This is a genomic window from Mesorhizobium sp. WSM4840, assembly GCF_055811755.1.
Genome location: NZ_JBVVQD010000016.1, coordinates 56,018 through 78,003 on the forward strand (window position 1 = coordinate 56,018; position 21,986 = coordinate 78,003).

The following is a 21,986-nucleotide window of genomic DNA, read 5'->3' on the forward strand; positions in this document are numbered from 1 at the left end:
GATGTCCTTTTGCAATTGCGACGCATCTGGGGTAGCAGCTTCGAACAAATCCGCAGGCATGTTCCGACTTCGCGACATGGCTGTCGATATTGGCGGATCATGACATGTCCTCAGAACAGACCATCGCCGCGCTTTGCAGGAAACTCGGACTGCGCATCACCGGTCCGCGCCGCGTCATCATGCGTGTTATATCCGAATCCAGCGACCATCCGGATGTGGTGGAACTCCATCGCCGTGTTGTCGCCATCGAGCCGACGATCGCGCTCGCCACTGTCTATCGCACCGTCAGCCTTCTGCGCGAAAAGGGCATTCTGGAGCGGCACACCTTTGGCGATCGGCGCGCCAGATACGAAACCGTCCCCCGTGAGCATCACGATCATCTCATCAACATCGAGACGGGAGACGTCGTCGAATTCCAGTCGGCGGAGATCGAGCGGCTCCAAGAGGAAATCGCTCGACAGCACGGATTCACGATCATCAGCCACAGACTGGAGATCTACGTGAAGCCGATCCAGAAAACGCGACGCTCTCGTCAATCCGGAGAATGACCGCCCGTTTCTAGCGTTCCTCGCCAATCTCCATTCGGCTCACTTTGAGTGTGGTAACGGCGAAGGCCGCGATGAAGGCGGCGGACAGCATGAGAACGATGGTCGGCGCCGGTGCGCTGTCGATGAAGAAGGACAGATAGACGCCGAGAAACGACGCGGCGACCGCGATCGTCACCGACAGGATCAGCATGGCGCTGAACTTCCTTGTCAGCAGGAAAGCGATGGCGCCAGGCGCGATCAGCATGGCGATGGCCATGATGATGCCGACCGCCTTCAGCGCGCCGACGATGGTGAGCGAGATCAGGCAAAGCAGGCCGTAGTGGAGCAGGTTGACCCGAAGACCAACCGCGCGAGCCTGAGCCGGGTCGAAGGCGTGCAGCAGGAAGTCGCGCCACTTGATCCCGATGATGCCGGCCGTGATCGCAGCAATGAGCCCCGTTTCGACGATGTCGCGCAGGCCGATGCCCAGCACGTCGCCGAACAATATGTGGTCGAGATGCACGTCGGACTGGATCTTTACGTAGAGCACCAGGCCGAGGCCGAACATGCCGGAGAAGACGATGCCCATTATCGTGTCCTGCTTGATGCGGCTGTTGTCCTTGAGGAAGCCGGTGGCGAGAGCGCAGACCATCCCGGCGGCGAAGGCGCCGATCGAATAGGGGAATCCGAGGATGTAAGCGATGACCACGCCGGGAAAGACGGCGTGGCTGATGGCGTCGCCCATCAGCGACCAGCCCTTGAGAACGAGGAAGCAGGAGAGCAGCGCAGTCGGCACGGCGACCAGAACCGAAACAATCAGGGCATTGACCATGAAGCCGAACTGAAAGGGGGTAAGCAGCGTATCGAGGATGCTCATAGGCTAGCCTCCAAGCCCCTCGCCGCGCGGCGGCGGGCTGCCAGCATTCCGTGCTTGGGAGCGAAGAAGAAGGCGGCGAGAAAGATCAGCGTCTGCAGGACGACAATGATGCCGCCGGTGGCGCCGTCGAGGAAATAGCTGGCATAGGCGCCGCTGAAACTCGTGGCCGCGCCGATGACAACCGCGATGACGAGCAGGCGCGGAAAGCGGTCCGTCAGAAGATAGGCGGTCGCGCCGGGCGTCACCACCATGCAGATGACGAGGAAGGCGCCGACGGTCTGAAGCGCGGCGACCGTGGAGGCCGATAGCAGCATGAAGAACATGATCTTGAGCGCGCTCGGGTTGAGGCCGATCGAGCGGGCATGGCTCTCGTCGAAGAAGACCACCATCAGATCCTTCCATTTCACCAGCAGGATGGCGAGCGAGACGAAGCCTATGATGGCGAGTTGAAGCGTGTCTTCCGAGGTGATGGCCAGGATGTTGCCGAGCACGATCGTCTGGATATTCACGGAGGTCGGTGACAGCGACACCATGAACAGGCCGAGGCCGAAGAAAGAGGAGAAGATCAGGCCGATGATGGCGTCTTCCTTCAGCTTGGTGCGCTGGTTGAGGAAGAGCATCGCCGCAGCGGCGAGCCCGCCGGAGAAGAAGGCGCCGATCGAGAAGGGAAGGCCCAGCATATAGGCGCCGGCGACGCCTGGCACGATCGAATGCGAGAGCGCGTCGCCGATCAGCGACCAGCCTTTCAGCATCAGATAGCAGGACAGGAAGGCGCAGACACCGCCGACCAAGGCGGACACCCACATGGCATTGAGCATATATTCGTAGCCGAACGGCTCGAGCAGGACACTCATTCGTCCGGTTCCCGCATCTTCTGCTGCATCGCTCCGTTCTCTCCGTAGAAGACCAGCGGTCGCTCGTCGTCGGTGATGACGGCAAGGCGGCGCTTGTCGTCGTCCTCATGCAGTCCGGCGCCGCCGAGCACGAAATGACGCAAGACGCCGCCGAAAGCCTTTTCCAGGTTCGCCTGCGTGAAGGTCTGGCCTGTCGGCCCGTAGGCAAGGACCGTGTTCCGGAGCAGTACGGCACGGTCGCAGAACTCCGGCACGCTACCAAGATTATGCGTCGAGACCAGCATCACCCGGCCTTCGTCCCGGAGCGCGCGCAGCAGTTCGACGATAGCGTCCTCGGTCCTGACGTCTACGCCAGTGAAGGGCTCGTCAAGCAGGATGACGTGCCCGTCCTGCGCCAGCGCCCGAGCTAGAAAGACGCGCTTCTTCTGCCCGCCCGAAAGCTCGCCGATCTGGCGCTTGCGAAAATCGCTCATGCCGACACGTGCAAGCGCGGCGCTAACCGCCTCGCGATCAGCCGCCTTCGGAAGGCGCATCATGCCCATATGGCCGTAGCGACCCATCATGACGACGTCCTCGACCAGTACTGGAAAGTTCCAGTCGACCTCCTCGGCCTGCGGCACATAGGCGACGACGTTCTTCCTCAGTGCGGCCGCGGCCGGCTGTCCGAGAACAAAAATCTCTCCCTTTGCCAGCCGCACGAAGCCCATAATGGCTTTGAACAGCGTCGACTTGCCCGAGCCGTTGACACCGACAAGTGCCGTGATCGTGCCTGTCGGAATTTCAAAGCTTGCATCGCGCAGCGCCGTGTGGCCGTTGCGGTAGGTGACGGTCGCGCCGCGGACGGCGAGGCCGCCTCCCGCATCCTCGAACGCGGGGGCAAAAGGCGGAACGGCTTCGTTCATTGCGACAGCCCTGCGGCGAGGCCTTTCTGAACCGTATCCGAAGTCACACGCAGCAGGTCGATATAGGTTGGCACCGGGCCGTCCGCCTCGCTGAGAGAATCAACGTAGAGCACGCCGCCGTAATGCACCCCCGTCTCGCGCGCGACCTGCCGGGCCGGCTTGTCCGACACGGTGCTTTCGCTGAAGACGGCGACGATCTTGTTTTCCCTGACGGCGTCGATCACCTTGCGAACCTGCTGCGGGGTGCCTTGCTGGTCAGCGTTGATCGGCCACAAATAAAGCTCCTTCAGCTCGAAATCGCGTGCGAGGTAGGAGAAAGCGCCTTCGCTCGATACCAGCCAGCGCCGGTCCTTCGGGATCGAGGCAAGCTTATCGCGGATCGGCGCGACGGCCGCCTCTATCTTTGCCTTGTAGGCTTCTGCATTGGCCTTGTAGGTCTCGGCATGCGCCGGATCGTGCTCGACGAAGGCATCGCGGATGTTGTCGACGTAGATCAGCGCGTTTGTCGGCGACATCCAGGCATGCGGGTTCGGTTTCCCAGTATAGGGTCCCTCGGCGATGCTCATCGGTTGGACGCCCTCGGAGATGATAGCGCCTGGCACGTCGCTGAGATTCTGGAAGAATTTTTCGAACCAGAGTTCGAGGTTGAGCCCGTTCCACAGAATGAGCTGTGCGCCCTGCGCCCGCTGAATGTCGCCCGGCGTCGGCGCGTAATTGTGGATCTCCGCTCCCGGCTTGGTGATCGATTCCACGATTGCTGCGTCGCCCGCCACGTTCTTCGCCATGTCGGCGATAACGGTGAAGGTCGTCACGGCCTTGAACTTTTCCTGCGCTTTCGCTGGGCTTGAAGCAACTGCGGCAGCGAACACTGTAGCCATCAACCCGACGACAACCAATCGCCCGTATCTCTCGATCATCAAAATCTCCTGTCGCGATTTACTCGCATGTCCCGCCGCGCTTGTCGCATATTCTGCAATTGCGACTGATTTGCAAGTAGAAAACGGTTTTGCATCGTGGATTGTACACGGCCGCGCGATGGAGGTCAGCGACAGCGCGGCCCTTGGCGAAGCGGACAACAAGGATTGCGATGCGCAATGTCCGGCATCGATGCGCTGCGGCGCACGTCCGGTTCGACGCCGGGACAAGCAATCAGCTGGCTTTCCCGATGCTTTCGACCAGCCCGGGCAGTTCCGAGAGATCGGCTATCTGGCGGAAGCGAGGCGCGGTGACCGGCGGCTCGACATGTTCCAGCACCCAGGTCAGCTCATGCGGCACGTGGATACCCCAACTGCCGGCCTCGATGGCCGGCACCACGTCCGACTTGAGCGAATTGCCGACCATCATGCTTTTTTCGGCGCCATCACCGTGGCGGCTGAAGATGCTGCTATAAGTAGCGGGGCTCTTGTCGCTGACGATCTCGACGGCATCGAACAGGTCGCCGAGGCCCGATTGCGCCAGCTTGCGTTCCTGATCGAAAAGGTCGCCCTTGGTGATCAGCACCAGGCGATACGCGCCCGCCAGCTTTTCAACGGTTTCGCGCGCATGGGGCAGCGCCTCGATCGGATGGCCAAGCATCTCGCGGCCCGCCGCAAGAATCTCGGCGATGACCGAGGCCGGCGCGCGGCCCTCGGTAATCTCGATCGCCGTTTCGATCATCGATAGGGTAAACCCCTTGATGCCGAAGCCGTAGACGGCGAGGTTGCGCTTCTCCGCCTCCAGCAATCTTGCCGAGATGTGCTCCTCCTCGGCATGATCGGCGAGCAGCGCGGCAAAGCGCTTTTCGGTCATGCGGAAGAACTGCTCGTTCTGCCAGAGCGTGTCGTCGGCATCGAAGCCGATCGTGGTCAATTCATGATTGTTCTGCATTCGATGTCTTCAACCGAGGTCATTGAACTTGCGTCGAACCTAAGCTGCTTGGGGCGGTTTTCAACTGGGCAGGCGAACGCAACCGCGCTCCCCTTCCCTTCCATCGCCGGCCCCGGCTATACTCCCAAATCCGCAACCCAATCTGGTGAATGATGCCGCCTGCAAAAAAGGAAGTCCGTCCGTCGAGCCGCGGAGGACGTATCCGCACGCCTGCCTTCGTGAAAAATCAACGTGGTGTGAAAAACTGGAAGGAAGTCGGCGCCTGGCTGGCGTGGCGCGGCATCGAGGATATCGAATGCATCACACCCGACCAGGCCGGTGTTGCGCGCGGCAAGATGATGCCGTCGAAGAAATTCACCTCCAACACCTCACTGGCGCTGCCTTCGGCGGTGTTCATGACGACGATCTCCGGCGGCTACCCGGAAGACGGCAACGGCTTCCACTATCCGGAGGACGACGGCGACCTCAAGCTGATGCCGGACCTGTCGACGCTGACCGTGGTGCCGTGGGAAGAGGACCCGACGGCGGCGGTCATCTGCGACCTCGTCCACCAGGACGGCCGCTCGGTCGAGTTCACGCCGCGCAACGTGCTGAAGCGTGTGCTTGCCGCTTACGACAAGCGCGGGCTGAAGCCGGTGGTGGCACCCGAGATCGAGTTCTACCTGGTGCGCAAGAATCCCGATCCGGACTACCCGCTGACGCCGCCGGTCGGGCGTTCGGGACGGGCGATCGGCGGTGGCGCCGGCTATTCGATCGCCGGCGTCAACGAGTTCGACGAACTGATCGACGACATCTACCATTTCTCCGAAAGCCAGGGCCTGGAGATCGACACGCTGATCCACGAGGAAGGCGCCGGCCAGCTCGAGATCAATCTGCGCCATGGCGATCCGATCGAACTCGCCGACCAGGTGTTCATGTTCAAGCGCACCATCCGCGAGGCGGCGCTGAAGCATGAGATCTACGCCACCTTCATGGCCAAGCCGATCCAGGGGCAGCCCGGGTCGGCCATGCATATCCACCAGTCGATCATCGACAAGAAGACCGGCAAGAACGTCTTTTCTGCCGAGGACGGCTCGGAAACCGAAGCCTTCTTCCATTTCCTCGGCGGCATGCAGAAACATGTGCCGAACGCGCTGGTAATGTTTGCGCCCTACGTCAATTCCTACCGCCGGCTGACGCAGTCGGCTTCCGCGCCGGTCAACAACAAATGGGGCTACGACAATCGCACCACCGCCTTCCGCGTCCCGCGCTCCGACCCGGCAGCCAGGCGCGTCGAGAACCGCATCCCCTCATCCGACGCCAATCCCTATCTGGCGCTGGCCGCATCGCTCGCCTGCGGGCTGATCGGCATGACCAACAAGATCAAGGCCGAACCGCCGGTTCTCACCACCGCCAACGAGGCAGAGATCGACCTGCCGCGCAGCCTGCTCGAAGCCGTCGACCTGTTCGAAGCCGACGAGGAACTCTGCGCGCTGCTCGGCAAGTCGTTTGCCGCAACCTATGCGGCGATCAAGCGGGCGGAATTCGAGACCTTCATGGAAGTGATCAGCCCGTGGGAGCGGGAGTATCTGTTGTTGAATGTGTAGGAGGGGAGGAGGGGAGGAGGGGAGTAGGGCGAATGGCTGAGAAAACGGGTTCTTACAAGGACTTAATAGTCTGGCAGCAGGCAATGGACCTTGCGGTGGCTGTGTACGGCGCGACGAAATCCTGGCCGAAGGAGGAGCTTTATGGACTGACCAGCCAAGTGCGGCGCGCGGCAAGCTCGGTGCCGGCGAACATAGCGGAAGGCTATGGCAGAGAGGTCAGGGGTTCCTATCAGCAATTCCTCCGTATCGCTCAAGGGTCACTGAAGGAACTGGAAACTCAGCTTCTGATCGCTGAGCGTACCGGCATCACGCCGAATGCCACCGCGGCGCCATTGTTGGCGAGCACCGAAAGTGCAGGAAAGCTTCTTCGACTTCTAATCCGCAAACTTTCAGCCGACTAGCATCTCCCCTCCCCTATTCCCCTATTCCCCTATTCCCTTACTCCCCTACTCCCCTATTCCCCTACTTGAGCATCATGCCCTACCAATCCCCAATCTCCCCCGGCCGCTCCTGGTATGAGGACACGGCCGGGCCGCGGCCCGAATATCCGGCGCTCGACGGCGACCGGACATGCGACGTCGTGATCGTCGGCGGCGGCTTTACCGGCCTGTCGGCGGCGGCACACCTCGCCAAGGCCGGCAGCAATGTCGTGCTGATCGAAGCGCATCGTTTCGGCGACGGCGCATCGGGCCGCAATGGCGGCCAACTCGGCACCGGCCAGCGCGCCTGGGCCGAGGAACTGGAGGCGGAATACGGCTTTTCCCGTGCCAAGGCGCTGTTCGACCTCGCCGAAGAGGCCAAGGCGCATCTCCTCGAGTTCGCCGCCGCCAACAAGATCGAGATCGACTACATGCCCGGCCAGATGTCGGTGGCGCACAAGCAGCGCTATGTCGACGATTACAAGGCACATGCCGAGATCATGGCGAACCGCTTCGGCTACCCGCACATCACCTTCATGGACGCCAAGGAGACGGCGGAGCGGCTGGGCTCGGCGCGCTACTTCGGCGGCACCCGCGACACCGGCACCGGGCACATCCATCCGCTGAAGCTGGTGATCGGCACGGCAAAGGTGGCGGCGCAGTCGGGCGCGCAGCTGTTCGAGCAGACGCCGGCAATCGACATCGCATCGCTTGGCGGCAAGGTCAGAGTTACGACGCCGAAGGGCACGATATCAGCCGAGAAATGTCTGATCGGCGTCAACGCTCATGGCGGCACGCTCGAGCCGATCAGCGCCGCGCACATCATGCCGATCGGCTCCTTCATCGGCGCGACGGTGCCGCTGGGGGCTGACACAAACGTGCTGCCGGGCGGTGAGGCGGTCGATGATTCCCGCTTCGTCGTGCGCTACTTCCGCAAATCGACGGATGGGCGGCTGCTGTTCGGCGGGCGCGAGATCTATGCCGTCAACGATCCGAAAGACATCCATGTCCACATCCGCCGGCAGATCGCCGAGCTTTACCCAGCACTGAAGGACATCGAGATCACCCATGGCTGGGGCGGTTATGTCGGCATCACGATGCCGAGAAAACCCTTCGTGCGCGAGGTGATGCCCAATGTGATCTCGGTCGGCGGCTACTCTGGCCACGGCGTCATGCTGTCGAACTTTTTCGGCAAGCTCTATGCCGAAACCGTTGCCGGCAACCGGGACCGGCTGAGGCTGATCGAGGACCTGAAAATCCCGTCCTTTCCCGGTGGCCGGCGCTTCCGCGCGCCTCTGCTGTTTCTTGCGCTCAACTGGTATGCCTTAAGAGACCGTATCTAACCATAGGTTGCAAAATCCCTTGCAAGTTGCAGAATCTCTCGCAAAGGTGCAGAATCCGCCCGGCAAGGGCGCAGTGATGCCACAATCGCTGGCAAAGGATGCGGGCTCAGGGCAGTTGAATAGGGAGTTTGCGGGCCTGCCCGCGTTGGTTTGGGACCGATGCCGACCAATTGCCGGTTTTCCCTGCATAGGTCGTAAGAACGTCGGCCCGCAAATGGAGGTTGTAAGAGTGAGAGAGCCCTTCAGTTTCGGCGCGCCGGAACGACGGCGCTTTGCGGTGCAGTTTGGCTACGACATGCAGCCCAGGTTCTGGCGGCAAATCCGGTCGAACCTGCATCTGGTTATCGCCGCGTTTGGCACAGCAGCGCTGCTTGGCGTCGCCGCGGTGGCGCTATGGCTGGCATTGCCGGCCACCGAGAGACAAGTGGTTGCGAGTCCCGAGCAGATCGTTTCAAGCATTCCGGTAAAAACATCAAGGATCGTGCCGGCTGCGGCCTCGAAGGTCGCCGCGGTGCAGCAGGGCACGGGCAAGACCGATGCGGTTTCTCCGGCGATGGTTGCAGCGAAGGCCGAGATAGCGGCGCTGGCGCCCAATGATCCTCGCTGGACAGGATCGGGACCGAAGACCACACCCGGCCAGATGGCAGGCCAGGCTGAAAAAACGGCAGACAAACCGTCCGCCGCGTCGGCACTCGCCGATCCGGCAGCGAAAACCAAAGTGGCAGCATTGCTTGCCAAAGTCGCCGCTCCCAACAAGACGGCGACGGACGGTGCGCAAACCGCCGCCATTCCCTCCCCGAAGCCGGAAGAGCCGGCGGCGACACAGAAGGATGCCACCCAGGCCAAAGTCGAGGCCAAGCAGCCGAGCGCGGCAGATACCGGACGCATCCTCAGGGGCGTCACCATGCGCACCGGTCCGAAGAACAGTGCGCCCGCCATCGTCACCATTCCCGCCAAGACCTCGGTTCAGGTGATGGGCTGCAAGAAATGGTGCCAGATCGTCTACAACGGCAAACGCGGCTGGATCTACAAGAGCTTCGTCAAGACCGGCGCCTAATGCATGTCGCGCAAAAGCATGCCCTCGGGCTTGAAGGTGCTGCAGCGGTTTTGCGACAACGACATGCATAAAAACAAGAACCTAAAACGCGTCGCATGAGTCCATTCAAAGGCGACGCGCTTTAGGGGCCGGTCAGCCCATTCTTTGACGTTGCCCACGGCTCATTTGGCTGACGCAATCAGCCGCCGGGTGCGAAGAGCGATCAAGTCAAACTTGAACCCGACAGCGCCGGACGGCTCAGATGCACCGTCCACCGTCGACTTCCAGCGCCACGCCAGTGATGAAAGCCGCCTCGTCCGAAGCCAGCCAGAGCGCCGCGTTGGCTATGTCGAGCGGCGTCGAAAGTCGGCCAAGCGGGATCGACGCACGGAATTTCTCGCGGATTTCGGGTGTGTCGGCGCCCATGAATTTTTCCAGCATGCCGGTCTCGCCGGCGACCGGACACAGGCAGTTGACGCGGATGTTCTTCGGCGCGAGTTCCACCGCCATGGATTTGGTCGCGGTGATCGCCCAGCCCTTCGACGCATTGTACCAGGTGAGGCCAGGCCGCGGCCTGATGCCGGCGGTCGAGGCCGTGGTCAGGATAACGCCGCCGCCTTGCCTATCCATGACCGGCACGACCGCCAGAGCGGCGTGATAGATCGCCTTCATGTTGACGGCCGTGATCAGATCGAAGGTCGTCTCGTCGACCTCGAGCATATCGCCGTTGCGATGGGTGTAGCCGGCATTGTTGACCATGATATCGATGCGGCCGAAGGCACTCTTTGCGGCATCGACCATCTCGTCGAACTCGGAACGCGTCGAGACGTCCGTCTGGGTCCAGATCGCAGCCCGGCCGATTTCGTTGGCGACGCGTTCGGCGCCCCTGGCGTTGAGGTCGGCGACAACGACCTTGGCGCCCTCTTCGGCAAAGCGCTTGGCGATACCCTCGCCGAAACCTGACGCGGCACCGGTGATAATGGCTACTTTGTTTTCCAGGCGCATGGCTTTCTCACTCATGATTGAAGACGATCGCTCGGGCAGCCGCCGGCAATGGCTGCCGAAAGATCAATATACCCTCGATTTCTCCTTTGGCTTTCGCCTCGATCCCGCTCTATGCTGCAACTGCGAAGGCCTCCCGGAACACGTTGCCGACAAGCCGCCGGGTTGCGCCAGTGTCAAGGGCACACCTCAGGACCAATCGGTAAAACCCGATTAGCCTTGGGTGTGACGCCGTGGCACTGGAAAATCTAAATCGATTAGATTATACCGACCGCGTCACAGCGACCGGCGTCAAAGCGGACAGACCATGACCAGCCAGATCATTCCCGTCGACCCTTTCGACTTCATCATTTTCGGCGGCACCGGCGATCTTTCGGAACGCAAGCTTTTGCCGTCGCTGTATCACCGCCAGCGCGGCCATCAGTTTTCCGAACCGACGCGCATCATCGGCACCTCGCGCTCGAAGATGACCGACGAGGAATTCCAGGCGTTCGCCAGGCAAGCGATTTCCGACCATGTGAAGCCGGCCGATATCGACGCCACGGAGTTGAAGACGTTTCTTGGCCGGCTTTCCTATGTCTCGGCCGACGCGACGACCGGCGCGGGCTTCGACAAATTGAAGAAGGCGATCGGCGACAGCGAATGCATCCGCGCCTTCTACCTGGCGGTGGCGCCGGCGCTGTTCGGCGAAATCTCGCACAAGCTGAAAGAGAACGGGCTGATCACGCCGAACTCGCGCATCGTGCTGGAGAAGCCGATCGGGCGCGATCTCGCCTCGGCGCGCGAGCTCAACGATCTGGTCGGCGACGATTTCCATGAAAGCCAGATTTTTCGCATAGATCACTATCTCGGCAAGGAGACGGTGCAGAACCTGATGGCGCTGCGCTTTGCCAATGCGCTCTACGAGCCGCTGTGGAATTCCGCGAATGTCGACCATGTGCAGATCACCGTAGCCGAGACCGTCGGTCTCGAAGACCGCGTCACCTACTACGACAAGGCCGGTGCGCTGCGCGACATGGTGCAGAACCACATGCTGCAGCTTCTCTGCCTCGTCGCGATGGAGGCGCCGTCGTCGATGGACGCCGATGCGGTGCGCGACGAAAAACTAAAGGTGTTGCGCGCGCTGAAACGCATTAACGGCAACGAAGCCCCCAAGCACACAGTACGCGGCCAGTACCGTGCCGGGGCCTCGGCCGGCGGGCCAGTGAAAGGTTATGTCGAGGAGCTCGGCAAGAACAGCAACACTGAGACCTTCGTTGCGCTCAAGGCCGAAATCGGCAACTGGCGCTGGGCGGGCGTGCCGTTCTACCTCAGAACGGGCAAACGGCTGGCGACACGCGTTTCGGAGATCGTCATCGAATTCAAGCCGATCCCGCATTCGATCTTCGGCGACAGCGCCGGGCCGATCTCGGCAAACCAGCTGGTCATCAGGCTGCAGCCCGACGAAGGCGTCAAGCAGTTCATCATGATCAAGGATCCGGGGCCCGGCGGCATGCGGCTGCGCCAGATCCCGCTTGACATGAGCTTCGCGCAATCCTTCGACGGCCGCGCGCCCGACGCCTATGAGCGACTGATCATGGACGTCATCCGTGGCAACCAGACGCTGTTCATGCGCCGCGACGAGGTCGAGGCAGCGTGGAAGTGGATCGACCCGATCCAGGACGCATGGGAAAGCGCCAGGCAAGAGGCGCAGGGCTATACGGCCGGCACATGGGGCCCCTCGGCTTCGATTGCGCTGATCGAACGCGACGGGCGGACATGGCACGAGAGCAATTGAACAGCGCCGCGTATAGCTGGCACGCGTTTGCCGAACGCCAGGACCTGGCGGCAGCACTTGCCGGCCACGTCGCAGGCCGCCTGACCAATGCAATCGCTGAGCGCGGCACGGCATTGCTCGCCGTTTCCGGCGGCACGACGCCGGCGAAATTTTTCGCATCGCTTTCGAATATCCCGATCGTCTGGAACAAGGTCACGGTGACGCTGGTCGACGAGCGTTGCGTGCCGGCCTCCTCTCCGCGCTCCAACGCCGGGCTGGTCGCTGCCAATCTTTTGCAGAACGCGGCCGCAGCCGCACGTTTCGTGCCGCTCTATCAGGAGGCAGCAAGCATCGGCGATACGTTGGAGGCCGACAGCAGGATGTTGCGGTCGCTGCCCTGGCCGCTCGATGTGGTCGTGCTTGGCATGGGAGCCGATGGCCATACCGCATCGTTCTTTCCGGATGCCGACAATCTGGAAAAACTGCTCGACCCGTTCTCGGAAAGGGTTGTGCTCCCGGTTCACGCGGCAAGCGCCGGCGAGCCGCGCCTGACGCTGTCGCTGGCGCGGATCGTCAGGGCCGGCTTCCTCGCACTGCACATCGAAGGTGAAGACAAGCGCAAGGCTTTCGAAAGCGCAATGGCATCGGAAACGGGAAAACCCATTCGTGCCGTGCTCGACGCAGCCGAGAGACCCGTACAGGTTTTCTGGGCACCCTGATTCAACTTGCCGAGGGGTCCCGGCGGATAGCCGGACCGTGTTTGCGGGACCTCGCCTGAAAGGACCGACGCCATGACCGCGAGACGCGACATCGAAGCCATCACCGAGCGCATCCGCCAACGCTCCAGACCGGGGCGCGAGGCATATCTCGGCCGCATCGCCGAGGCCTCGGGCCGCACCGCCAACCGGGCCGTGCTTTCCTGCGGCAACCTCGCCCATGGCTTTGCCGTCTGCAGCCCTTCGGAAAAGCTGGCACTTGGCGGCGACCGGGTGCCGAACCTCGGCATCATCACCTCCTATAACGACATGCTGTCGGCGCATCAGCCTTTCGAGACGTTTCCGGCGCTGATCAAGGACGCGGCGCGCGAGGCCGGCGGCATTGCCCAGGTCGCCGGCGGCGTGCCGGCGATGTGCGACGGCGTCACGCAGGGCCAGCCCGGCATGGAGCTGTCGCTGTTCTCGCGCGACGTGATCGCCATGGCGGCGGCGATCGGCCTGTCGCACAACATGTTCGACGCCGCCGTCTATCTCGGCGTCTGCGACAAGATCGTGCCGGGGCTGGTGATCGCGGCGTTGACCTTCGGCCATCTGCCGGCGGTGTTCATCCCGGCCGGGCCGATGACGACGGGCCTGCCCAATGACGAGAAGGCCAAGGTCCGCCAGCTCTATGCCGAAGGCAAGGCAGGACGGGCCGAGCTGCTCGAGGCCGAGTCCAAATCCTATCACGGACCGGGAACCTGCACCTTCTACGGCACGGCGAACTCCAACCAGATGCTGATGGAGATCATGGGCCTGCACACGCCGGGCGCCTCCTTCGTCAACCCCGGCACGCCGTTGCGCGACGCGCTGACCAGGGAGGCGACGAAGCGGGCGCTTGCGATCACCGCGCTCGGCAACGCCTACACGCCGGCCGGCCGGATGATCGACGAGCGCTCGATCGTCAACGGCATCGTCGGCCTGCACGCCACCGGCGGATCGACCAACCACACCATCCACCTGATCGCCATGGCAGCCGCGGCCGGCATCGCCATTAGCTGGCAGGATATTTCGGATCTTTCGGAAGCCGTGCCGCTGCTGGCGCGGGTCTACCCGAACGGCCTTGCCGACGTGAACCATTTCCACGCAGCCGGGGGGCTCGGCTTCCTGATCCGCGAACTGCTCGACGAGGGAATATTGCACGAGGACGTCCAGACGGTATGGGGCGAAGGGCTGCGGCCTTATGCGGTCGAGGCCAGGCTCGGCGCCGATGGCGGCGTGCTGCGCGAGGCCGCGCCCCGCGAAAGCGGCGACGAGAAGGTGCTGGCGCCGTTCAAGAAGGCGTTCCAGCCGACGGGCGGGCTGAAAATGCTCTCCGGCAATCTCGGCCATGCCGTCATCAAGACATCGGCGGTGAAACCGGAACGGCGCATCATCGAGGCGCCGGCCAAGGTTTTCGACAGCCAGCAAGGGCTCAACGAGGCGTTCAAGGCCGGCACGTTGACCGGCGATTTCATCGCCGTCATTCGTTTCCAGGGGCCGAAAGCCAACGGCATGCCGGAGCTGCACAAGCTGACCACCGTGCTCGGCGTCCTGCAGGATCGCGGCCAGCATGTGGCGCTGGTCACCGACGGGCGCATGTCGGGCGCCAGCGGCAAGGTGCCGGCTGCGATCCATGTGACGCCGGAGGCGGTCGAGGACGGGCCGATCGCCAGGATCCATGAAGGCGACATCATCAGGCTCGACGCCGACGCCGGAACGCTGGAAGTGCTGGTGCCGGCAGGCGATTTCGCGCTGCGGCGAGCGGCGGACAGCGATCTTGTCACCAATGAATTCGGCTTCGGCCGCGAGCTTTTCGCCGGGTTGCGGCAAATGGTCGGCCGTGCCGACCACGGCGCCAGCGCATTCGGAAACAACGCAGCGGAATTTGCGCTGCAGTGAAAAAGGGTGGCTCGTGGTCGCCCTTTTGCCGGCGTCGAACTGCGTCCTTACTGAACCGTCAGCTCGGCTCGCTCGCCGGCTGTGATGGTCACCGTGCTTTCCTTCGAGCTGTTGTCCAACCTCTCCGAGACGACCGCGTAGTCGCCGGCCGGAAGCGCCGCCTGATATTTCTCGTCATAGGCGTAGCCGAGCGATTTGCGGTTGCCGTTGATGTCCTTCTTCGGATCGAAAATCTCGATCTTCGAAGCCCCTGGCGCGGTGATCGCCAGCACGCCGGCATCGATGGCGATCTTCAGATCCTGATGCTCACCCTCCTTGACGCTGAACGGCTGCGCGACGACGGCAAGGTCGACCGTCGCCGTCAGCACATAATCATCGGGGCGGCAGATCGAACTTGCTGTCGGGGCCATAGGCATGAGCCACCTCTTGCCTCGTTCCGTCGATCTTCTTTTTTGCCTTGAACACCTTGAAGCCAATGCCCGAGCCGTCGGCCTTGTCGCCGCCGGCAGTGTAGTAGGCGTTGGCAACGACATGGCCGACGCCGACGATGATATCCTTGTCGACGACCTTGCCGGCAGTGAGCGGGATGGTTTCGGTGACCTCGCCCTGCCCGATCCTGACCGTCACTTTCTGGTCGCCGGCCGGCAACACGACCTTGGTGTCGCCATAATAGGTCGCGGGCGTATCGACGCCCGGATAGGCGATCACGACAGCCGCACCATCGGCCACGTCGGCTCCCTCACTTGGCCGCGGATGAATGATGAGCGTGCCGGCATTCAGCGTAAGGAGGGGTTTGTAGACCTGGCCCGCCTCGACCGTTATCTTCTGTTCGGTCCTGGCCTCGCCATAGCGTGCGACAATTATTGTAGTCGCCCGGCTCCAGATTGCCTTTGTAGGCCCCGTATTCGGTGGTGACGTAGTCGCCGCGCGTGCCGTCGGACTTTGCCTTGTAGATCTCCCAGGAATTGCCGTCTGTGACGGGATCGCCGCCCTCGGCGAACACCACGGCCGGCATGAAGTTGGACTTTTCCGGCTCGGGAGCCGGCTGCGGCGCAGGGGCTGATTCGGGTGCAGGTGCGGCGGCGATGGTTTCGACCAGCGCGTCCCGCAGCGCTTGCTCGTCGGACGCCTGGATGTATCTGCCGCCGGTGTTGTCGGCGAGGCAAGCAACCTGCCTGCCCTCGTCCGCGCTCAGACCGAAGCCGACTACGTCTACGGTGAAGTCGACGCCGGCAGCCTTCAGTTCCTTGGCGAGCGCACACGGATCGCCATTGCAGGTCTCGAGCCCGTCGGTGATCAGGATGACGGTGGCCTTGTCCTCGGTGTATTTCAGCGCCTCGGCCGCTTGGCTTACGGCTGATGTCAGCGGCGTCTTGCCGAGGAATTTCAGGCTGTCGGCGGCAGCGGAAACAGCAGCTGCCGAGCCGGCCTGCGGCGGCACGATGAGCTCGATATCCTCGCAACTGCCCTTCTCGCGATGGCCATAGGCCATGAAGCCGATTTCCCTATCGGCGGGGACCGACTGCAACACCGTTCGCAGCGATTCGCGGGCGATTTCGAGCTTGGGCCTGCCGTCGATCTGCGCCCACATCGAACCGGAAGCATCGAGAATGAGGATGACCTGGTCGGCAGCAAGGCCGAGCGTCGTCATCCACAACAGGAGGATCGCCGCAGCGATGCTCCGTGCAAGTCCCGCCATGAAAATCCCCCCAGTCAGTCTTTGCCAGTCAGGGGGGCGAAGCTATTTGACGCCGCGTCAGGACACAAGCCCGGACGCCGGGCGTGGGAAGGTTGGCCACAACTCTTGAGCCAAACCACTCAGTACGTCGTGCGACGCTCTTCGGAAGGCGGCCGGCCGAACTGCAGCCGATAGCTCTGGGCAAAATAGGAGTGTGAGGTGAAGCCGGTGGCGATCGCCACGTCGAGGATCGGCATGTTGGTCTGGCGCAGCAATTCGCGCGCCCGCTCGAGCCTGAGCCGCATGTAATAGCGGCCGGGCGTCACCGTGAGGTGACGCAGGAACAGCCGCTCGACCTGACGCACCGACAGGCCGGCCGACTTGGCGAGCTGCACCGCCGACAGCGGCTCGTCGAGATGATCGGCCATCAGCTCGACGATGCGGCGCAACTTTTCCGATTTGCCGGTCAGGTCGCGCTCAGGACCGACGCGCTGGCGGTCTCCGGCAGAGCGGATGCGCTCGTGCTGGAACTGGTTGGCGACGCCGTTGGCGAGGCTCGAGCCGAAATCGCCGCGCACGATCTCCAGCATCAGGTCGATCGAGGTGGTGCCGCCGGCGCAGGTGTAGCGCTTGCGGTCGATCTCGAAGACATTGCCGGTGCAGTTGATGTCGGGAAACCGCTCGACGAAGCCGGCGCGGTTTTCCCAGTGGATGGTGCAGCGATAGCCTTCGAGCTGGCCTGCCTCGGCGAGCAGATAGGAGCCGACCGACAGTGCGCCGAGCGCGTTGCCGCGCCGGCCCCAGCTGCGCAGCGCCGCCAGCACCTTGCTCTTGCCGGGAAACTCCGTCGTCAGCCCGACCGAGACGAAAAGGATATCGACCGGCGGCAGATCGGCGACAGCGTAGTCGATCTTGAGCGGCAGGCCGTTGGAGGCCATGACGGCATCGCCGTCGGCCGACACCGTCGTCCAGCCATAGAAGTCGTGGCCGAGCAGCCGGTTCGCCGACCGGAACGTGTCGATTGCGGCGGCCAGCGAGAACATGGAAAACTTGTCGACCAGCAGGAACCCGAACTGCCGGCCGCCTTGAACGGGATCGTTCGTGACCAGCCGCTCTGAGGGAACAGTGAGGTTCGGCAAAGCTGAGGCTTTCCAGGTTCAGAAAGATGGCCGTTTCAATCCGGCCGCGAGATAGGCGGAAGCTAGCGTGTTGGCCATCAGCATGGCAATGGTCATCGGTCCGACGCCGCCAGGCACCGGCGTGATGGCGCCGGCCGTCTTCGCCGCTTCCGCATAGGCGACGTCACCGACGAGGCGGGTCTTGCCTTCGCCCTTTTCGGGCGCCGCGATGCGGTTGATGCCGACGTCGATGACGGTGGCACCTGATTTGACCCAGTCGCCCCTGACCATTTCGGGTCTGCCGACAGCGGCTACGAGAATGTCGGCGGTGCGCGCCAGTGCAGCCAGATCCTTCGTGCGGCTATGCGCGATGGTTACAGTGCAGTTGGCGGCAAGCAGAAGATTGGCCATCGGTTTGCCGACAATGTTGGAGCGGCCGACGACCACCGCATTGAGCCCGGAAAGATCCTTGCCGCGCACACGCTCGATCAGCAGCATCGAGCCGGCCGGCGTACAAGGCACGAACGCCGTCTCCAGTTCGCCGGTGCCGAGCTTGCCGACATTGATGAAGTGGAAGCCGTCGACATCCTTTTGCGGCGCTATTGCCTGGATGACCTTGCCCGCATCGACATGGCCAGGCAGCGGAAGCTGCACCAGGATGCCGTTGATGCCGGGATCGGCGTTGAGCTCGCCGATGATATCAAGCAGTTCCTGTTCGGAGGTCTCGGCCGGCAGCGTGTGCTGGACCGAATGAAAGCCGCATTCCTTGGCGGTGCGGGATTTGGAGGCGACATAAACCTGGCTCGCCGGATCCTCGCCGACGATGACCACGGCAAGACCGGGCTTGTGCGCGCCCTTTTCCATCAGTTCGATCGTCAAGGCCTTGACGCGCCGCACCACGTCTTCGGCGACGCTCTTTCCGTCAATCAACTCGGCCATGAACCACCCTCAACATCGTTCTGCTTCGGGCGGCATTTTCACGAAAACCCGACCGGGCAATCCCGTCAAAGCGCCGTCTTATGCCGCTAACTCGAAACCGATGGCTTTTATTCTATTCGGCGCTCAGAAATAGCGCCGCGATCGGCTTTCGGTGAGTTCGCGAACCGCTTCGCGGAATTCGCGCAGGCTGGCTCGGATTTCCTCGATGGAGGCTTGCTGTTCAGCGGCTTCCGAAGCCTGATTTGCCTTGTCCGACGAGGCTCGAGGATAGACCGGCTGCTGCTGCGGATGAGGTACCTGTCCGGCATGGGGCGGAACGGGCGGCGACGCCTGGTATGCTTTGTCTTCAATGGCTGTCCGGCGCTCTTGTGCCCTGCGGCGCGGCCGCGAATTGGCGGTTTCGCGCAGGCTCGCATAGGCGCCGCGCGTGGCGCCCAGACCGACACCAGAGGCGAGGCCCGCCAGCAGGCCGGCAAGCACCGTCACGGCGCGCGACGGTCCGTTCGGCTCGAGCGGGGCGAAGGCCTTGGAGATCACGTTGATATTGGCGGTGTTGATGTCCCTTCTGCTCGCCGGTTTCCTTGGCGCGCAGAAGATATTGCTCATAGACGGAGCGTTTGGCGGCGGCCTCGCGCTCCAGTTCGCGCAGGGTAACCAGGTCGCTGTTGACGTCGCCGCTGCGGACCTTCAACTGCGCCAGCCGGGAGGCCAGATCCTGTTCGAGCTGCACGGCGCGCCTCAGGTCGACCTGCAGCGACGAGGCGATGCGGCGCAGTTCCCCGGCGATACGCTCGTGTGAGCCGGCAAGCTGGGGATTGAGCGCCTGGAGCTCGGGATGGCGCGGCCCGAACCGGATCGCGGCGCGGTCGGCCCCCCGCTTGAGCGTCGCATATTGCGAGCGCAATTCGCTCATGGTGTTGGAGTTGATCTCCTCCGGCAAGGTGCCGCTCAGAACCGAATTCACGTCGATCGAGCGCGCCGACGCCGCGCGGGCGTTGAGTTCCAGCGTGCGCGCGCGGGCGATGGCGAGCTGCTGGTTGAGCTTGAGCATCTCGTCGTCGCTGATCAGATGGCCTTGTGCGTCGACGAGGTCGTGCGCGGCCCTGAAATCCTCGACCTTGCGCTCGGCCACTTCCACGCCCTTGCGCAGCTCGTCGAGCCTGCCCGTCAGTTCGTTGGTCGCGCGTCCAGCGGTATCGGACTGGATCTGACCGAAGGTCTGGAGGAAAACGTCCGTCATCGTGTTGGCGATGAGCGCCGACTTCTCGCCATTTTGCGTGATGGCGCTGACGGAGATGACGAAGGTATTGCCGCCGCGCTCGACCGAAAGGCTCTCCGCCAGATTGGCGACGGCCAGCGCACGGCGGCGGCCCTCATCGGCACCCGGCCCGTCATTGCGCGACAGGATCGATCGGATGAGCGTCATCACGCCCAGTCCGTCGGAACCTTGCCCGTTGAACTCCGGATCGTTGACCAGATTGAGCTTGTCCACGACCTTGTTGAGAACGGTGCCGGAGGTGAGCACGCGAACCTGGTTTTCGACGATGGCCAGCGTGGCGTCGGACGCAACCACCGATTGGGTAAGATCGCGGTCGGTGAGCTTCAGGTCGCGCGGGTCGACGATCAGCTCTGCAGTGGCTTCGTATGTCTTCGGCGTCGACAACGCGATCGCGACGCCAAGCGTGGCGCCCAGTATCGTCATGGTAACAATCAGCAGCTTTGACCGAGCAACGCCGCTGACCACCTGCATCGGATCGATCAACGGCTTCCATCCGCCGTCGTCCTCACGGGAAGACCGCTGCTCGTCACCGGCGTATCGAGGCTCGAACGCGGCGTATCGGGGATCGAACCCGGCATGTCGGGGATCGGCGTCGAAACGGCGGTCCCCGGAAACATGGGCCGCAACCGGCGCCTCCCGCGGCCTGGCTTCCGCATGGTCCGCGTCAACGGCGTCGTCGATCTCAGGCGGTATCCGGGCGGCCGAAGCGGATGCATGATCGGCTTGAAACTGGCTTGTTTCGCCGTTTGCCGAGAATTCCGGAGGCATCCGGCGTTCCGGGGTCAGCGAGGGCTCCGGGATTGCCGAAAATTCCGGATGCGCTCGCTCCTCGCGGCGTGAGCGCGCGAGACGATGGCGCGTTGCGGCGTCTTCGCGCCATGACGGGTCCGCCCGATCCCCGATCGAAACCAGCGATGGTTCTTCTTCGCCGCGCATCACCTGGCCGAGCGCCAGCAAGGACCGTTCGCGCTTCCAATCTTCACGGTGTTGCCTGTCAACCATTGTCGTGGAGCTTGCCCTTGGCGGCTTGGACGCGCGCGGTCAGCCATTAGTTAATCCACGCTAAACAAGCATAGGAAACAAAAGGTTAATTTCCCTGCCTTGAAGACAAGGTTTCCCTCTTCGGTTGTGTCTTTCTTGAACGCAACGAAAGCACTCAGAACCGCGCATTAACTTTCCAGCCTATGCTGTCTCGACACATGACTCAGGCTAGCAACATCCCGCAAAGGCGGCCCCTCGCCCGGATCGGCGCTTTCGTGGCCAAGCGACGGAGGCTGGTTCGCGACTATTTTTCGGCGATCAGCGGCGCGGCCGGGCGGCTGGTGTTTTCGCTCGCCTATTTCATCGCGCTGGCCAACACGCTGTCCATCGCCGAGTTCGGCATGTTCGCCACCGCGTCGGCGGCCGCTAACTTGGGTTCTTCACGCGGTTTGTTTTGCGCCACTCCTCGTACTCCCCGCGGGCATCGTCATGCAGCGGATAGTAGCGTTGCAACGGCCCGCCCTCCATCAGCTTCACTCGTGAGAACTCCTCCCAATCGTGATGCTTTTGTGATTCTTCGATCACCTTTGCGGCCATTGCGACGGGAAGCACCACCACCCCGTCGTCATCGGCGACGATGATGTCGCCGGGGATCACCGTGACACCGCCGCAGGCAATCGGAACGTTGACGGCATTGGGATAGATGCTGGTCTGCACATGATAATTTGGCGTCCAGCCGCGCAGCCATAGGGGCAGATCGAGCTTTTCAACATTAGGCCGGTCGCGCATGCATCCATCGATGACGATGCCCGCCCCGCCCCTGCCTTTGAAATACGTCGACATCATATCGCCGAAGACGCCCGAGCTCATGTCGCCGCGCGCGTCGACCACGACCACATCGCCCTGCTGGGCGTGGTAGAGCACGTGCCGGTGCAGTTGCGTCTCTGGATCGGCATATTCTCCCTCGGTGAAGAGGTCCGGCCGCTGCGGCATGAACTGCAGCGTCAGCGCCGGCCCGACAATCGACTTCCCGTGGTTCTGCGCCACTGGACCGACCATATGCGGATTGCGGAAGCCCATGTGGCCAAGCGTGCCGGCAACCGTCGCGGCGCCGATCTCCCTTAGCGCGTCGATCAGGTCTTTTGGCGGCCGGGTGATGTCGGGAGCATGTGTCATGGCGGACTCCG

General features: G+C 62.8%; 18 protein-coding genes and 3 pseudogenes. 10 read left to right on the top strand and 11 right to left on the bottom strand.

Translation table 11 applies throughout. The features are described from left to right. Window positions 1-104 precede the first annotated feature (104 nt). The gene (locus AC0L3I_RS21285) at window positions 105-548 is read left to right on the top strand and encodes a Fur family transcriptional regulator (RefSeq protein WP_095491384.1); all 444 of its coding nucleotides are present in this window, start codon (window positions 105-107) and stop codon (window positions 546-548) included. A 10-nt stretch (window positions 549-558) separates the two neighbouring features. Here the strand turns inward: AC0L3I_RS21285 and AC0L3I_RS21290 are convergent, their stop codons facing one another. The 5 genes from AC0L3I_RS21290 to AC0L3I_RS21310 all read right to left on the bottom strand — a co-directional run bounded on the left by AC0L3I_RS21290 (window position 559) and on the right by AC0L3I_RS21310 (window position 5,026). Further along, window positions 559-1,404 carry a metal ABC transporter permease gene (locus AC0L3I_RS21290; RefSeq protein WP_473528119.1) on the bottom strand — a complete coding sequence of 282 codons (846 nt, stop codon included), beginning with the start codon at window positions 1,402-1,404 and terminating at the stop codon, window positions 559-561. Further along, window positions 1,401-2,258: an iron/manganese ABC transporter permease subunit SitC gene (gene sitC / locus AC0L3I_RS21295; RefSeq protein WP_473528120.1), complete on the bottom strand. Its 858-nt coding sequence runs from the start codon at window positions 2,256-2,258 to the stop codon at window positions 1,401-1,403. Before sitC ends, AC0L3I_RS21290 begins: the two co-directional genes overlap by 4 nt. Further along, window positions 2,255-3,160, bottom strand: a complete 906-nt coding sequence (locus AC0L3I_RS21300; protein ID WP_473528121.1) for a manganese/iron ABC transporter ATP-binding protein — start codon at window positions 3,158-3,160, stop codon at window positions 2,255-2,257. The genes sitC and AC0L3I_RS21300 overlap by 4 nt, the downstream gene beginning before the upstream one ends. Further along, entirely contained in the window at window positions 3,157-4,077 is a 921-nt protein-coding gene (locus tag AC0L3I_RS21305) for a metal ABC transporter substrate-binding protein (RefSeq protein WP_473528122.1), read from the bottom strand. The genes AC0L3I_RS21300 and AC0L3I_RS21305 overlap by 4 nt, the downstream gene beginning before the upstream one ends. Before the next feature lie 232 nt (window positions 4,078-4,309). Next, a complete protein-coding gene (locus AC0L3I_RS21310; RefSeq protein ID WP_473528123.1) occupies window positions 4,310-5,026 on the bottom strand; it encodes an HAD family hydrolase in 717 nt (238 codons plus the stop codon). Window positions 5,027-5,175: 149 nt separating this feature from the next. Between AC0L3I_RS21310 and AC0L3I_RS21315 the strand changes: the two genes are divergently transcribed. The 4 genes from AC0L3I_RS21315 to AC0L3I_RS21330 all read left to right on the top strand — a co-directional run bounded on the left by AC0L3I_RS21315 (window position 5,176) and on the right by AC0L3I_RS21330 (window position 9,431). Continuing rightward, on the top strand, window positions 5,176-6,612 hold the full coding sequence (locus AC0L3I_RS21315) for a glutamine synthetase family protein (RefSeq protein WP_165848439.1): 1,437 nt from the start codon (window positions 5,176-5,178) through the stop codon (window positions 6,610-6,612). Between the two features lie 32 nt (window positions 6,613-6,644). Further along, window positions 6,645-7,013: a four helix bundle protein gene (locus AC0L3I_RS21320; protein ID WP_473528124.1), complete on the top strand. Its 369-nt coding sequence runs from the start codon at window positions 6,645-6,647 to the stop codon at window positions 7,011-7,013. Window positions 7,014-7,087: 74 nt separating this feature from the next. Next, complete coding sequence (locus AC0L3I_RS21325) at window positions 7,088-8,374, top strand: NAD(P)/FAD-dependent oxidoreductase (protein WP_473528125.1); 1,287 nt, start codon at window positions 7,088-7,090, stop codon at window positions 8,372-8,374. A 229-nt stretch (window positions 8,375-8,603) separates the two neighbouring features. Then, on the top strand, window positions 8,604-9,431 hold the full coding sequence (locus AC0L3I_RS21330; RefSeq protein ID WP_473528126.1) for an SH3 domain-containing protein: 828 nt from the start codon (window positions 8,604-8,606) through the stop codon (window positions 9,429-9,431). Between the two features lie 237 nt (window positions 9,432-9,668). Here the strand turns inward: AC0L3I_RS21330 and AC0L3I_RS21335 are convergent, their stop codons facing one another. Further along, window positions 9,669-10,415 carry an SDR family oxidoreductase gene (locus tag AC0L3I_RS21335; protein WP_473487179.1) on the bottom strand — a complete coding sequence of 249 codons (747 nt, stop codon included), beginning with the start codon at window positions 10,413-10,415 and terminating at the stop codon, window positions 9,669-9,671. Window positions 10,416-10,428: 13 nt separating this feature from the next. On the opposite strand from AC0L3I_RS21335, the gene AC0L3I_RS21340 reads away from it, so the two are divergent. The 4 genes from AC0L3I_RS21340 (at window position 10,429) to edd (ending at window position 14,804) form a co-directional block, all read left to right on the top strand. Then, the gene (locus AC0L3I_RS21340) at window positions 10,429-10,629 is read left to right on the top strand and encodes a hypothetical protein (protein ID WP_473528127.1); all 201 of its coding nucleotides are present in this window, start codon (window positions 10,429-10,431) and stop codon (window positions 10,627-10,629) included. A gap of 90 nt (window positions 10,630-10,719) precedes the next feature. Then, on the top strand, window positions 10,720-12,189 hold the full coding sequence (zwf, locus tag AC0L3I_RS21345; protein WP_473487180.1) for a glucose-6-phosphate dehydrogenase: 1,470 nt from the start codon (window positions 10,720-10,722) through the stop codon (window positions 12,187-12,189). Beyond that, on the top strand, window positions 12,171-12,887 hold the full coding sequence (pgl, locus tag AC0L3I_RS21350) for a 6-phosphogluconolactonase (protein ID WP_473528128.1): 717 nt from the start codon (window positions 12,171-12,173) through the stop codon (window positions 12,885-12,887). Before zwf ends, pgl begins: the two co-directional genes overlap by 19 nt. A gap of 72 nt (window positions 12,888-12,959) precedes the next feature. Further along, window positions 12,960-14,804 carry a phosphogluconate dehydratase gene (gene edd, locus AC0L3I_RS21355; protein ID WP_473528129.1) on the top strand — a complete coding sequence of 615 codons (1,845 nt, stop codon included), beginning with the start codon at window positions 12,960-12,962 and terminating at the stop codon, window positions 14,802-14,804. A 47-nt stretch (window positions 14,805-14,851) separates the two neighbouring features. Here the strand turns inward: edd and AC0L3I_RS21360 are convergent. The 4 genes and pseudogenes from AC0L3I_RS21360 to AC0L3I_RS21375 all read right to left on the bottom strand — a co-directional run bounded on the left by AC0L3I_RS21360 (window position 14,852) and on the right by AC0L3I_RS21375 (window position 20,820). Then, window positions 14,852-16,503 (bottom strand): annotated as a pseudogene (locus AC0L3I_RS21360) (vWA domain-containing protein). Window positions 16,504-16,622: 119 nt separating this feature from the next. Next, window positions 16,623-17,621: a GlxA family transcriptional regulator gene (locus AC0L3I_RS21365; protein WP_473487183.1), complete on the bottom strand. Its 999-nt coding sequence runs from the start codon at window positions 17,619-17,621 to the stop codon at window positions 16,623-16,625. Window positions 17,622-17,639: 18 nt separating this feature from the next. After that, the gene (gene folD, locus AC0L3I_RS21370; protein ID WP_473528130.1) at window positions 17,640-18,539 is read right to left on the bottom strand and encodes a bifunctional methylenetetrahydrofolate dehydrogenase/methenyltetrahydrofolate cyclohydrolase FolD; all 900 of its coding nucleotides are present in this window, start codon (window positions 18,537-18,539) and stop codon (window positions 17,640-17,642) included. Window positions 18,540-18,662: 123 nt separating this feature from the next. After that, window positions 18,663-20,820: pseudogene (locus AC0L3I_RS21375) on the bottom strand (GumC family protein). A 197-nt stretch (window positions 20,821-21,017) separates the two neighbouring features. On the opposite strand from AC0L3I_RS21375, the pseudogene AC0L3I_RS21380 reads away from it, so the two are divergent. Further along, a pseudogene (locus AC0L3I_RS21380) lies at window positions 21,018-21,224 on the top strand (lipopolysaccharide biosynthesis protein); the annotation flags it as partial. 1 nt (window position 21,225) lies between these two features. Here AC0L3I_RS21380 and AC0L3I_RS21385 read toward each other — a convergent pair. Next, the gene (locus tag AC0L3I_RS21385; protein ID WP_473528131.1) at window positions 21,226-21,975 is read right to left on the bottom strand and encodes a ribonuclease activity regulator RraA; all 750 of its coding nucleotides are present in this window, start codon (window positions 21,973-21,975) and stop codon (window positions 21,226-21,228) included. Window positions 21,976-21,986: the final 11 nt, after the last annotated feature.

What these genes read in the sequence shown, in the direction of transcription:
- AC0L3I_RS21285 (WP_095491384.1), top strand. Translation starts at nt 105, where the DNA reads ATGTCCTCAGAACAGACCATCGCCGCGCTTTGCAGGAAACTCGGACTG.
- AC0L3I_RS21290 (WP_473528119.1), bottom strand. Translation starts at nt 1,404, where the DNA reads ATGAGCATCCTCGATACGCTGCTTACCCCCTTTCAGTTCGGCTTCATG.
- sitC (WP_473528120.1), bottom strand. Translation starts at nt 2,258, where the DNA reads ATGAGTGTCCTGCTCGAGCCGTTCGGCTACGAATATATGCTCAATGCC.
- AC0L3I_RS21300 (WP_473528121.1), bottom strand. Translation starts at nt 3,160, where the DNA reads ATGAACGAAGCCGTTCCGCCTTTTGCCCCCGCGTTCGAGGATGCGGGA.
- AC0L3I_RS21305 (WP_473528122.1), bottom strand. Translation starts at nt 4,077, where the DNA reads ATGATCGAGAGATACGGGCGATTGGTTGTCGTCGGGTTGATGGCTACA.
- AC0L3I_RS21310 (WP_473528123.1), bottom strand. Translation starts at nt 5,026, where the DNA reads ATGCAGAACAATCATGAATTGACCACGATCGGCTTCGATGCCGACGAC.
- AC0L3I_RS21315 (WP_165848439.1), top strand. Translation starts at nt 5,176, where the DNA reads ATGATGCCGCCTGCAAAAAAGGAAGTCCGTCCGTCGAGCCGCGGAGGA.
- AC0L3I_RS21320 (WP_473528124.1), top strand. Translation starts at nt 6,645, where the DNA reads ATGGCTGAGAAAACGGGTTCTTACAAGGACTTAATAGTCTGGCAGCAG.
- AC0L3I_RS21325 (WP_473528125.1), top strand. Translation starts at nt 7,088, where the DNA reads ATGCCCTACCAATCCCCAATCTCCCCCGGCCGCTCCTGGTATGAGGAC.
- AC0L3I_RS21335 (WP_473487179.1), bottom strand. Translation starts at nt 10,415, where the DNA reads ATGCGCCTGGAAAACAAAGTAGCCATTATCACCGGTGCCGCGTCAGGT.
- AC0L3I_RS21340 (WP_473528127.1), top strand. Translation starts at nt 10,429, where the DNA reads ATGATTGAAGACGATCGCTCGGGCAGCCGCCGGCAATGGCTGCCGAAA.
- zwf (WP_473487180.1), top strand. Translation starts at nt 10,720, where the DNA reads ATGACCAGCCAGATCATTCCCGTCGACCCTTTCGACTTCATCATTTTC.
- pgl (WP_473528128.1), top strand. Translation starts at nt 12,171, where the DNA reads ATGGCACGAGAGCAATTGAACAGCGCCGCGTATAGCTGGCACGCGTTT.
- edd (WP_473528129.1), top strand. Translation starts at nt 12,960, where the DNA reads ATGACCGCGAGACGCGACATCGAAGCCATCACCGAGCGCATCCGCCAA.
- folD (WP_473528130.1), bottom strand. Translation starts at nt 18,539, where the DNA reads ATGGCCGAGTTGATTGACGGAAAGAGCGTCGCCGAAGACGTGGTGCGG.
- AC0L3I_RS21385 (WP_473528131.1), bottom strand. Translation starts at nt 21,975, where the DNA reads ATGACACATGCTCCCGACATCACCCGGCCGCCAAAAGACCTGATCGAC.